Source organism: Streptomyces scopuliridis (assembly GCF_042790125.1).
GTDB lineage: Bacteria > Actinomycetota > Actinomycetes > Streptomycetales > Streptomycetaceae > Streptomyces > Streptomyces scopuliridis_A.
The window spans coordinates 62,444-73,912 of record NZ_JBHTZS010000011.1 but is presented as its reverse complement, the minus strand read 5'-3'; the positions used below and the strand labels follow the sequence as shown (position 1 = coordinate 73,912).

Here is an 11,469-nt window from a genome sequence, read left to right as displayed (position 1 = left end):
AGAGCCAGGCGCGGGGCCCGGGCCGTATCACCGGGACCGGGCCCCGCGCAGTACGTCGGTCGGAGCGAGGTACGTCAGACGGTGTGCGGTACGTCAGACGGAGTGCGGTACGTCGATCCTGTCGAGGTCCGGCGCGTATCCGCCGCCACTGTCGAACGTGATGGTGTTGGAGCCCGCCTTCAGCGCCAGCTGGACACTGACGGTCTTCGCCGTACCCCAGTCGCCGGTGGAGGGGAACTTCAGACCGCTGCCGTTACCGCTGTTGGAGGAGACGGTCACCGAGCGGGCGTCGCCGCTGACATAGGCGACCCGGACGGTGTAGATCCCGTCCTTCTTCACGGTGATGTCGTTGAACCTCAGCTTGCCGCCGGTGTAGAGGTTGCCGACCTTCTTGCCCCCGGAGCAGGCGTCGCATCCGGCGACGGAGGCGTTGCCCGTCAGTGTGTTCGCCGCGGACTCGGCCTCGTAACCGGTGGTGGGCAGCGCCTCACCACCGGGCTTGACGGTGAACAGCCGCGAGCCGTGTGCGGGCAGGGCCGCGGTGATCTTGTTCTTGTGGGGACCGAGATTCTCCTTGTTCCACAGGTCGCGCACGGAGGCGTTTCCGGTGAATCCGAAGGATGCCCAGTGGGCGGTGACGGAGGCCGGCGAGTCGCCGAGGTTGAACAGCGCGACGGTGTAGCCGCCGTCGGCGTTCCTGGTGCCCCAGACCTGCTGGTCGCCCATCGGGGTGACCGGACGCGCCACGGGCGAGTCGCTCTGGTCGACGGCGATGACCTCCCGGTTGGTCAGCAGCGAGACACCGTAACTGTCCAGCCTGGTGAGATCGTCACCGGTGTACAGCGGCGACTTGCTGATGGCCCACAGGGTCATATAGCTCTGCCGCTCGGCCTTGGTGAGACCGTCCATCTCCCCGTTGCCGACATCGATCGCGTCGAAGTCGTTCCAGCCCCCCGGGCCCGCCTTGTCGCTCCACGCGGGGGCGTCTTCCCACCGGTCGTTGACCGAGTTCTCCCAGGTGACAAGGGTGTTGCAGTAACACTCGATGTCGGTGTCGATACGCCAGCCGTTGGAGTACCGCTTCCAGTCGGCGGCGTGGCCGATGTCGAGCGACCAGGAGAGCTGGAGGTGGATCGGGCGTCCGGTGGCGGCGATGGCCCGCCGCCAGGCGGCGACATCGGCGACGTTGTCGTAGTTGTCACCGGACTTGAACGAGCCGGGGCCCACGCCGTCCAGCTTGAGGAAGTCGTAGCCCCAGTCGGCGAACAACCGGGCCTGCGAGTCGATGTACTTCTGCGCGCACGGGTCGGCGAAGTCCAGCTTGTAGGAGCTGTCCCACCCATTGGTGGTCCGCAGGTCCGGGTGGACGATATCGGCGGTGGTGCAGCCGGGGGCGTTCCAGACCGGCACCTTACCGTCGCCGTACGCCTCCTTCTCCAGGCCGACGGGCAGATAGATGCCCGCCTTGAGGCCCTTGGAATGGATGTGGTCCGCGACCGGCTTCATACCGCGGGGGAACCGGACCGGGTCGTGCGTCTGCCGCCCGTACTGGTCGAACCGCGGCTTCCAGTCGTTGTCGCGCCACCAGCCGGCGTCGATGTTGACGCGGTCGTAGCCGTACTTCTTGAGCTTGGAGGCGAGGGCGTCCGTCTGCTTCAGGACGTTCGCCTCGGTGAGATAGCTGTAGTCGCCGTCCGGGTTCAGCCCCGGGTACTTGGAGGACTGCATGCTCCAACTGGACCATCCCATAAAGGGTTTGGCCGCGACGTCGGAGGCCGCTCGCGTTGTGGCGGTGGACGCGAGCGCCGCCGTGTCCCGGGCGGGAGACGTCGCCTCGGCGGCGGGAACGGCCGTGGCGAGACCGGCGGTGACGGCCAGGACCAGCATGGCTCTCATGGTCCGGCGCGCGGAGCCGGTCCGGGCCGCCGGCGGAGCGGGGTACGAGGATGACCGCATGGGGTCGCACCTCCTGTTGTCGGGTCACGGGGATCGCGCGGGTGGAACCGGGCAGGGGGCGTGCGTTCCCGACGGCGGGCGCCGTCCGCTCACATGCGGTGGCCGGCGAGCCGGCGGTACGTCGGGGCGGCGGCTCAGCCCTTGCCCGAGCCGATGGTGAGCCCGCTGATGAACTGGCGCTGGAGCGCGAAGTAGACCAGCAGAGTCGGGATCGCGGTCAGCAGGGCGCCCGCCGCGATGAGGTTCGGGTTGGTGAAGTACTGGCCCTCCAGATTGGCGAGGGCCGAGGTGATCGGACGCTTGTCACCGGTCTCGATCAGCGCGAGGGACCAGAAGAAGTCGTTGTAGATCCAGATGGATTCGAGCGTCGCGAGCGCCGCGAACGCAGGGCGGCACAGCGGCAGCACGATCTGGAAGAACTGGCGCCACACCGGAGCGCCGTCGACGAGCGCGGCTTCGAGGATCTCCTTCGGGATCGTCTTCATGTAGTTGCTGAGCACGAAGGTGCAGAAGCCGCACTGGTAGGCGATGTGGATGAAGATGATGCCCCAGAGCGAGTTGTAGACGAGCAGGGAATCGCTCATCCAGGCCGGCAGCGGCAGCAGCAGATACAGCCGGTACAGCGGTGTGATCAGCACCTGCGCGGGGATCAGGTTCCCAGCGGTGAAGAGGATCAGCAGCGCGAGGTTCCAGCGGAAGTCGAACCGCGAGACGAAGAAGGCCACCGCCGCGGCGAACAGCAGCGTGCCCAGGACCGCCGGAATCGTGATGAGCACCGAGTTCCAGAAGAACCGCGGCATCCCTGACTGGTTCCAGGCGTCCGCGAAGTTCCCCAGACCGATGCTGCGCGGCCACGAGAGATAGCCGTGCTGTGTGGTGTCGGAGTAGGGCCGCAGGGAGGTGTAGACGGCCCACAGCAGCGGGACGAGCCACAGCAGCGCGATGCCGCCGAGCAGGAGATGCCGTCCCGTCTGCCGCTTCGGCCCCCGGGGAGCCTCGGCGGTACGGGGGAGCGGCGTGCGTGACCGGGGGGCCGGCGGCGTGACGGTCGCGGTCACTGGTCCTCCTTGCGGAAGGTCTGGAAGAGGAAGGCGCCGATGGCCGCGAGGGAGACGAGGAGCAGGATGACCGCGAGGGCGGACCCGTATCCGATATGGCTGGACTCACCGATGATGTTGTCGGTGATGAGGAGGGAGAGCAGCTCCATGCCGGGCTTGCTGCCGGTGCCGCCGCCGAGTACGTAGACGATGTCGAAGGCCCGCAGGGACTCCATGACGGTGACGACCACGACGATGATGTTGACCGGCTTCATGGCCGGGAGCACCACCCGCAGGAAGGTCTGGCGTCCGTTGGCGCCGTCGAGCGCGGCGGCCTCCTTGAGGGCCGGGTCGAAGCCCTTGAGCCCCGCCAGATAGAGAATCATGATGTAACCTGCGTGCCGCCAGCCGGAAGCGATCAGTACGGCCCAGAGGTTGAGGTCGGGGTCGCCCAGCCAGTCGATGTGGTGGCCGGGCGACACGGCGCCGATCACCCCGTTCAGCAGCCCGTTGTCGGGGTTGTAGATGATCTCCCACATGAAGCCGACGACCGCCAGGGACAGCACCATCGGCAGGAAGATGGCCGTCTGGTAGATCCGGGTGAAGCGGATCTTGCGGTCCAGCTGGTAGGCGAGGAAGACCCCGAACGGGGCGGGCAGCAGCACCGTGAACAGCAGCCAGATCACGTTGTGCTGGACGGCCGGCCAGAACGGCGGGTAATTGGTGAAGATCTGCTGGTAGTTGCCGAGTCCGACCCAGTGGATGTCGGACAGGCCGATGCCGTCCCAGCTGGTGAAGGACAGCCCGATGGAGGCCAGCGCCGGCAGCCACACGAAGACCAGCAGGGCGATCAGCGGGATACCGACGACCACCGTCAGAAAGAGGCGGTCACCAGGACCGAGCCGGCGAGGACGGGGGTGTGCGCGCGACGGGGACCGGGGCGCGGTACGCACGGAGGACATGGTGGAACCTCTCCGCCGGGATCAGGCCCTGAAGAAGCGCGAGCGCTGGGACTCGATCTTCTTCAGCAGGGCCGCACCGTCGTCGGGGTGGCTCAGCCACTCCGTGAAGCCCGGCTCGACCACGGTGGAGATGAATCCCGGGTCGCTGTCGCGGTCCCCGAACTGGGTGATGTGCTTGGCGCCCGCGATGAGTTCGGCCGACTTCTTCTGGAGCGCGTTGTACGAGCCGGTGTCGGCACCGGAGTTGACCGCGACATTGCTCGGGTCGGCGCCCATGTAGAGGTTCTCGGCCTTGGCGCCGCCGAGGAATTCGAGGAAGGTGCGCGCGGCGTCCGGGTTCTTCGGCTTGCGGCTGAGCATGAAGCCGTCGGTGGGGGCCTCGACCGCGTCCTGGCCGTACGCCGGGTCGATCTCCGGGAACGGGAAGAAGTCGATGTCGGAGCGCAGGGACTCGTCGGTGACCTGCTGCCCGAGGAAGAGACCGATGATCGCCATGCCGGACTTCTTGTCGAGCAGCGACTGCGCGGCGTCCTGCCAGGAACGGCCGCCCGCGCCCTTCTGGTAGTACGGGGTGAGCTCGCGCCACAGATCGATGGTCCTGGCGGTGCGCTTGTCGGTCCACGAGACCTGACCCCGCATCAGGGACATGTGGAAGTCATAGCCGTTGGCGCGCAGATTGAGATAGTCGAAGGCACCCAGGATGCTCCAGATGTCGCCGCCGCCATAGCCGGACGCGATGGGAGAGAGGCCGTCCTTCCGCATCTGCTTGGCCAGCGCGGTGAACTGACTCCACGTCACGGGAATCTCGTAGCCGTACTGCTGGAAGACGCTCTTACGGTAGAAGACGGCCCACGGGTAGTTGTAGAGCGGGACGAAGTAGTACTTCCCGTCCTCGCCCTTGGACAGCTGCCTGGCGGCGTCGCTGTAGCCGGCGCCTATCGTCTCCCACACCTCGTCGATGGGACTGGCGAGGCCCTTCTTGGCGAAGTACTGCATGCGGTAGCCGGCGAACCAGGTGAAGACATCGTCCGGAGTGCCCTGGAGATAGGTGGAGATGCTCTTCTGGAACGTGTCGTGGTCGACGGTGTTCGTCCTGACCGTGAGCTTGCTGTCCTTCTCGAAGGCGTCCGTCACCGCGGCGTACGCCTTCTTCGGTGTGGCGTCCGCCCCGTTCGAGCCGAAGGTCACGGTCTTCGGATCGGACGCGGCCCCTCCGCCGCAGGCGGCGAGGGCGGGCATGGCCAGGGCTGCGGCCCCGACACCGAGCAGCCCCTGGACCACCCTTCTGCGGTGTGGACCGGCCGGGGTCCCGGGCGTGCGGCTCTGCGGCGTCATCGCTACTCCTGTCGCGTGTCTGATCCGATGAAGGACTGGATCGCGGTGGCCGCGGCCCCGCGCGCCCACTCCTCGAAGGGCAGCGGTCGTGTCATCACGTCACACTGCGCTGCCGTGCCGAAGGCGGACGCGGCGAACGCGTCGCGGATGCCCTCGGCGAACAAGTCGTATGCGGCCAGGCCCTCGCCGGAGATGACCACCCGTTCCGGACCGAGGACGTTGACCACCGAGCCGATGGCCCTGCCGATGGCCTCACCGGCCCGTGCGTAGACCTCCCGTACCCCGGGGTCCCCGCTGTGGGCCAGTTCCAGCGCCTCGGCCGCGGTGGTCACCGGCCTGCCCGTGGCCTCCCGGACCCCGCGCAGGATCGCCGGGTCCGCCGCGATGGCCTCGACGCACCCGTTGTTGCCGCAGTGGCACGGCGGGCCGAGCGGGTCGATGGACAGATGCCCGATCTCACCGGCCACGCCGTGCGCGCCGGACACCACCCGTCCGTGGACCACCAGGCCGCACCCGATGCCGGCGCCCACGGTCACCAGGGCGAAGTCGGAGAGCCCGACCCCGGCCCCGAACCACTGCTCGGCGACGGTCAGCGCCCGTACGTCGTTGTCGACCGTGACCGGCAGACCGGTCGCGGTCCCGACGATCTCGGCGAGCGGGATGTCCCGCCACTCCAGGAAGGGGGAGTAGCGCACCACACCGTCCGTGCGGTCCACATCACCCGAGACGGCGATGCCCAGCCCCCGCACCCGCACACCGAAACCCTCGGCCTCCAGGAGCAGTTCGCGCACCAGCGCGGTGAGGGCGGGGAGCACCGACGCCGGCTCGCGGTCCGTGAGCCGTACGTGCCGGGCCACCCGGATATGGCAGCACAGGTCGGCCAGGACGGCGATGATCTCGTCGCCCGTCACCTTGATCCCGATGAACAGCGCCCGGCCCGCGTCGACCCGTACCAGATTGGCCGGCCGCCCGAGAGCGGGCCGTGCCCCTTCGTCCACGTCCTCGACCAGATACCCGACCTCCAGCAGCGGGCGCACCGCCTTGGTGACCGCGGCCGGCGACAGTCGGGTCCGCCGGGCGATCTCGGCCCGGGTGAGCGGGCCGTGGGACAGCACGGTCGTGAAGACCAGGGAGGCGGCCGGTGTCGTCGCCGGGACCGCCTCGGGAGGAGTGGTTGAGCGCATGGCCGGAAAGCTAGGGTGATTATTTTCTGCTGTCAATGAAAGAAACAGACTTCATGTGGAGAACCTTCTGATGGCGTCATCAGCCTGTGAAAGCCAGATCCAGCGAAGGTGTTGACAGCCGATCGAAGGAGGGGTTGGCTGCGTACCTCTCCTGTGGCGCTGATTGAACGCGAGGATCAATGTCTCTGATCTCCTTCGCCCCGGCCTCCGGGGTCTGGCTGCTCTCCACCGCGCGCACCTCGTACGCGCTGCGGATCGATGACACGGGAGCGCCTTGCCACCTCGCGTGGGGACCACGGCTGACCCTCGCGGCGGCCGGGGAGCTGGTGCCTCCTCCGGCCGCGGAGATCAGCAGTTTCGAGGGCCGCCCGGCGGCCGGCGAGGAGTTGCCCGTCGACGGGGGCGCCCGGTACGGAGCGCCCTCCCTTCGGGTACGGTTCGCCGACGGCACGCGCGCTTTCGAGTGGCGGCCCGTGGGCCACCGCACCAGTGAACCGGCGCCAGGAACGGCCGAGCTGGCGTTGGAGTTCCATGACCGCCACTACCCGCTGGCGGTCACCCTGCACTACCGCGTCCACGAGGACACCGATGTCGTCGAGCGCTGGACCGTGCTGCGCAACACCGGCCGGGAACCGGTCTCACTGGCCCGCGCGGACTCGGCGGCCTGGACGCTGCCACCGCGCGACGACTACCGGATCAGCCATGTCACCGGGCAGTGGTCGGCCGAGGGCGTGCTCCACCGGGAGCGGGTGCCGCGCGGCGAGACCGTGCTCACCAGCCGGCGCGGCATCACCAGCCACCACGCCAACCCCTGGCTGATGCTGGACGCCGGCGATGCCACCGAGGACCGGGGCGAGGTGTGGAGCGCGGCCCTGGCCTGGAGCGGAAGCTGGCAGGTCACCGTGCAGCGCACCCCCGACGGGCGTACGGCCTTCACCGGCGGAGCCGGACATGACGGTGTGTCACTTCCGCTCGGTCCCGGCGAGGAGTACGTGACGCCGCGCTACGCGGCCGTGTACACCGACGGCGGCTTCGGCGCGGCCAGCCGCGCCTGGCACGCGTACATCCTGGCCCATGTGCTGCCGCACCCCGAGGAGTTGCGCCCCGTACTGTTCAACTCCTGGGAGGCCACCGGCTTCGAGGTCGACGAGGCCGGACAGAAGGCGCTGGCGGCGCGGGCCGCGGAACTCGGTGTGGAGCTCTACGTCGTCGACGACGGCTGGTACGGCGGACGCCGGGACGACACGGCCGGACTCGGCGACTGGGCGCCGGCGGCCAACGGCTTCCCCGGCGGGCTCACCCCGCTGATCGAGGAGGTCCACCGGCTCGGAATGCGCTTCGGCCTGTGGGTGGAGCCCGAAATGGTCAACCCGGACAGCGACTTGTACCGCGCGCACCCGGACTGGGTACTGCACTTCCCGCACCGCACCCGCACCGAGCTGCGGAACCAACTGGTGCTCAACTTCGCCCGGGACGATGTCGCCGAGTGGGCGTACGGCTGGCTGACGCGGCTGGTCGCGGACCACGGCATCGACTTCCTCAAGTGGGACATGAACCGCGCCTTCAGCGAGGCCGGCTGGCCAGGCCGCGAGGACGGCGCGGATGTGTTGTGGACGCGGTACACACACCACCTGTACGGGGTCATCGACCGGCTGCGCGCGGACCACCCCGGACTGCGGATCGAAACGTGCAGCGGGGGCGGCGGCCGGGTCGACCTGGCCATCCTCTCCCGTACGGACCAGGCGTGGCCGTCCGACAACACCGACGCGGCGGACCGGGTCCCGATCCAGCACGGTTTCGGCCAGATCTACCCGGCACGGACGATGGCGGCCTGGGTGACGGATGTGCCCAACCAGCTCACCGGCCGTTCGGTGCCGCTGCGTTACCGGTTCCATGTCGCGATGGCGGGGGTGCTGGCGGTGGGCGGCGATCTCGCGCGCTGGACGGCGGCGGAACGCGCCGAGGGCGCCGAGTGGGTGGCGGAGTACAAGAAGGTCCGCCATATCGTGCAGCACGGCACGCTGCACCGGCTGCGCGGTCCCGTCGACGACGCGCCGTCCGCCGTGCAGTACACCACCATGGACCGCCGGGAGGCGTTCGTGCTGGTCTGGCAGCGGGCCCCCCGCCACGGCACCCCCCGCCCCGCCCTCAGACTCGCGGGCCTGGACCCCACGGCACGCTACCGGGACGCCCGTACCGGCGCCGTCCATCACGCGTCGGTACTGACCGGGTACGGGATCGTGCCCGAATTGCCGGCCGGGGACTGGTCCAGCACGTCCCTGCATCTGATCAGGGTGGACGCTCAGGCGTAGGCGGTGACCGGAGCGGTGGCGAGCGCCCAGGGGGAATGCGTCCCGGGGAGGAAAGCTCTCCCTTTGCGGGCTGATGAGGGGATGCGATTCTGGAATGACAGAGAGAGGCGCGGCGAAGGTCGCCGGCTCCGAACCGACCACCTCGACCAGTGAGCCGCCGCCACCAGGGAAGGTGCCTCATGCGAGCCACATTCATGTACGGTCCCGGCGATGTACGCGTGGAGAACGCGCCCGACCCCGTTCTGCGACAGCCCACCGACGCGATCGTACGGATCGTGCGCGCGTGCATCTGCGGCAGTGACCTGCACCCGTACCACAACATTCCGGTCTCCGAGCAGGGGACGCCCATGGGCCACGAGTTCCTGGGCGTGGTCGAGGAGCTGGGCTCCGACGTCGCCGGGCCGAGGCGCGGGGATCTCGTCGTGGCCCCCTTCGCATGGGCCGACAACACGTGTGACTTCTGCCGCGAGGGCCTGCAGACCTCCTGCCGCCACGGCGGGTTCTGGGCCGCGGGCGGCATAGGCGGCGGACAGGCCGAGGCGATCCGGGTCCCGCAGGCCCAGGGCACGCTGGTGAAGCTGCCCGTCGGCGAGGACTCCGCCCTGCTGCCGTCCCTGCTGACCCTGTCCGATGTGTACGGCACCGGCTACCACGCGGCGAAGATGGCCAGGGTGAACCCGCGTACCACGGTGACCGTGATCGGTGACGGCGCCGTCGGGCTGCTGGCCGTGCTGTCCGCCAGGCGCCTGGGCGCGGAGCGGATCATCCTCATGGGCCGCCACAAGGACCGCACCGACCTCGGGCGCGACTTCGGCGCCACCGACGTGGTCGCCGAGCGCGGCGAGGAAGGCATCGCGAAGGTACGCGGGCTGACCGGTGACGACGGCACCCACACGGTGCTGGAGGCCGTCGGATACATGAGCGCGTACGAGACGGCGGTGGGCGTGGTGCGCCCCGGCGGCGTGATCAGCCGCGTCGGTCTGCCGCAGTACGAGGAAGCGCCGATCGGGTACGACAGCCTGTTCGGCCCCAACATCACGCTCAACGGCGGCCCGGCCCCGGTGCGGGCCTACATTGACGAGCTGCTGCCCGATGTCCTCGACGGCACGGTCGAGCCGGGCCGCGTCTTCGACCGCACCATCGGCCTGGACGAGGTGCCCGACGGCTATCGCGCCATGAACAACCGCGAGGCCCTGAAGGTACTCGTCCGCCCCTGAGCCGAGCCGGGCCGCCGGAGGCGGCCCTCGCTCAGCGCTCTGTCACGACTGTCATAGCCGCTGGGTGACGGGGGCCGCCCGGCCGCGGCCGGACGGCCCCCGGGACCCGCACCGGGCTACGGGACCTTGCCCGTTGGCCTTCGGTATCAGCGGTACCAGCGCTGTCAGCAGTAGAGGTTGGCGCCCGGCGTGGTGCCGAGGATCGAGACGAAGCGCTGGTAGGCGTCGACCCGGCTCTGGACCTGGGCGGGGTTGCGCCCGTCGCACTCCAGGGAACCGTTGATGCTGCGGATCGTCTCGCCGAAGCCGCGCTGGTTGACCATCGCGTTGTGCGGGGTCATGGTGCCGGGGCCGGACTGGGTGTTCCAGTACCAGAGGGCGGTCTTCCAGGCCACGGCCGAGTCGTTCTGCACGAGCCAGGGGTTGTTGAGCAGGTCGATGCCGAGGGCGTCGCCCGCGGCCTTGTAGTTGAAGTTCCAGCTGAGCTGGATCGGGCCGCGGCCGTAGTACGCGGCCTGGCCCGCCGGGCAGCCGTAGGGCTGGCCCCAGTCGCAGTAGTGCGGGTAGTTGGCGGTGTTCTGCTCCACGACATGGACCAGGCCGCCGGTCTCGTGGTTGACATTGGCGAGGAAGGCCGCCGCCTCCTGGCGCCGGACGGTGTCACTGCCGGTCTTGGCGAACGCGGGGTAGGCGCCGAGCGCGGCGGTCAGGCCGCTGTACGTGTAGAAGGGGTTCCGGCCCGGGAACATCTGGTTGAACTGGGCCTCGGAGACGACGAATCCGCCCGGACTCGGGTCGCCGCCGCCGGTGGCGGGCGCCGACCACTTCTGGTTCGCGGCGCCCGTGCAGGTCCAGATCTGCAGCCGGGTGCCGTTGGCCGAGTTGTTGCCCGTGACATCGACGCACTTGTCGGCCGCGATGCTGACGATGTCCCGCGCGGCGGTCACGACCCACCGCTGATTGGCGCCGCCGGTGCAGTCCCACAGCTGGAGCACGGCCCCGTTGGCGGTCGAATTGCCGGTGACGTCCAGGCACTTGCCGAGAGCCCGGATGGTGCCGTCCGAGCCGACGTTCCACTGCTGGGCGCCGGTGCCGTTGCAGTCGTACAACTGCACGGGGGTGCCATTGGCACTCGAAGCGCCCGCCACGTCCACGCACTTGCCCGCCAGCCCGCTGATCTGGCCGGTCGCCGCCGCGGCGGGAGACGCGGGGAGCACGCTGAGCAGACCCACGACGAGGGAACCGACGGCCGCGTACGCCGCCCTGCGGGTGAGGGAACCGCGCCGCCGGGCGACCACGCGTCTCCAGTGAATTCTCATGCCCATGTCATACCTTTCGCGAGGCGCACACAAGTGGGGGAACTGACAAGGGAGTTCACTACTTGATTCAAGGTGTGAGCGAAGCGCTCGTCAAGGGCTTGGTATGGACCAATCGCGGGCCGCCTGGCGACGGCGCGGCGTCGCCAG

8 protein-coding genes are annotated in these 11,469 nt (G+C 69.2%); 2 read left to right on the top strand and 6 right to left on the bottom strand.

Features of this window, described 5'->3' with window-relative positions; genetic code table 11:
• Positions 1-93 precede the first annotated feature (93 nt).
• The 5 genes from ACFRKB_RS18870 to ACFRKB_RS18850 form a co-directional block, all read right to left on the bottom strand.
• The gene (locus ACFRKB_RS18870) at positions 94-1,956 is read right to left on the bottom strand and encodes an alpha-galactosidase D (protein ID WP_383107060.1); all 1,863 of its coding nucleotides are present in this window, start codon (positions 1,954-1,956) and stop codon (positions 94-96) included.
• Positions 1,957-2,090: 134 nt separating this feature from the next.
• The gene (locus ACFRKB_RS18865) at positions 2,091-3,014 is read right to left on the bottom strand and encodes a carbohydrate ABC transporter permease (protein ID WP_383107058.1); all 924 of its coding nucleotides are present in this window, start codon (positions 3,012-3,014) and stop codon (positions 2,091-2,093) included.
• The gene (locus tag ACFRKB_RS18860; protein ID WP_383107057.1) at positions 3,011-3,955 is read right to left on the bottom strand and encodes a carbohydrate ABC transporter permease; all 945 of its coding nucleotides are present in this window, start codon (positions 3,953-3,955) and stop codon (positions 3,011-3,013) included. The genes ACFRKB_RS18865 and ACFRKB_RS18860 overlap by 4 nt, the downstream gene beginning before the upstream one ends.
• 21 nt (positions 3,956-3,976) lie before the next feature.
• Positions 3,977-5,290 carry an ABC transporter substrate-binding protein gene (locus ACFRKB_RS18855; RefSeq protein WP_383107055.1) on the bottom strand — a complete coding sequence of 438 codons (1,314 nt, stop codon included), beginning with the start codon at positions 5,288-5,290 and terminating at the stop codon, positions 3,977-3,979.
• 2 nt (positions 5,291-5,292) lie between these two features.
• Positions 5,293-6,474: an ROK family protein gene (locus ACFRKB_RS18850; RefSeq protein ID WP_383107053.1), complete on the bottom strand. Its 1,182-nt coding sequence runs from the start codon at positions 6,472-6,474 to the stop codon at positions 5,293-5,295.
• Between the two features lie 179 nt (positions 6,475-6,653).
• Between ACFRKB_RS18850 and ACFRKB_RS18845 the strand changes: the two genes are divergently transcribed.
• On the top strand, positions 6,654-8,786 hold the full coding sequence (locus tag ACFRKB_RS18845) for an alpha-galactosidase (RefSeq protein ID WP_383107051.1): 2,133 nt from the start codon (positions 6,654-6,656) through the stop codon (positions 8,784-8,786).
• A gap of 179 nt (positions 8,787-8,965) precedes the next feature.
• Positions 8,966-10,003, top strand: coding sequence for an alcohol dehydrogenase catalytic domain-containing protein (locus ACFRKB_RS18840; RefSeq protein ID WP_383107049.1), 1,038 nt, complete (start codon positions 8,966-8,968; stop codon positions 10,001-10,003).
• 164 nt (positions 10,004-10,167) lie between these two features.
• Here the strand turns inward: ACFRKB_RS18840 and ACFRKB_RS18835 are convergent, their stop codons facing one another.
• On the bottom strand, positions 10,168-11,322 hold the full coding sequence (locus ACFRKB_RS18835) for a glycoside hydrolase family 19 protein (protein WP_383107048.1): 1,155 nt from the start codon (positions 11,320-11,322) through the stop codon (positions 10,168-10,170).
• Positions 11,323-11,469: the final 147 nt, after the last annotated feature.

Coding starts and splice junctions, on each gene's coding strand:
- ACFRKB_RS18845 (WP_383107051.1), top strand. CDS start 6,654: ATGTCTCTGATCTCCTTCGCCCCGGCCTCCGGGGTCTGGCTGCTCTCC.
- ACFRKB_RS18860 (WP_383107057.1), bottom strand. CDS start 3,955: ATGTCCTCCGTGCGTACCGCGCCCCGGTCCCCGTCGCGCGCACACCCC.
- ACFRKB_RS18870 (WP_383107060.1), bottom strand. CDS start 1,956: ATGCGGTCATCCTCGTACCCCGCTCCGCCGGCGGCCCGGACCGGCTCC.
- ACFRKB_RS18840 (WP_383107049.1), top strand. CDS start 8,966: ATGCGAGCCACATTCATGTACGGTCCCGGCGATGTACGCGTGGAGAAC.
- ACFRKB_RS18835 (WP_383107048.1), bottom strand. CDS start 11,322: ATGAGAATTCACTGGAGACGCGTGGTCGCCCGGCGGCGCGGTTCCCTC.
- ACFRKB_RS18855 (WP_383107055.1), bottom strand. CDS start 5,290: ATGACGCCGCAGAGCCGCACGCCCGGGACCCCGGCCGGTCCACACCGC.
- ACFRKB_RS18850 (WP_383107053.1), bottom strand. CDS start 6,474: ATGCGCTCAACCACTCCTCCCGAGGCGGTCCCGGCGACGACACCGGCC.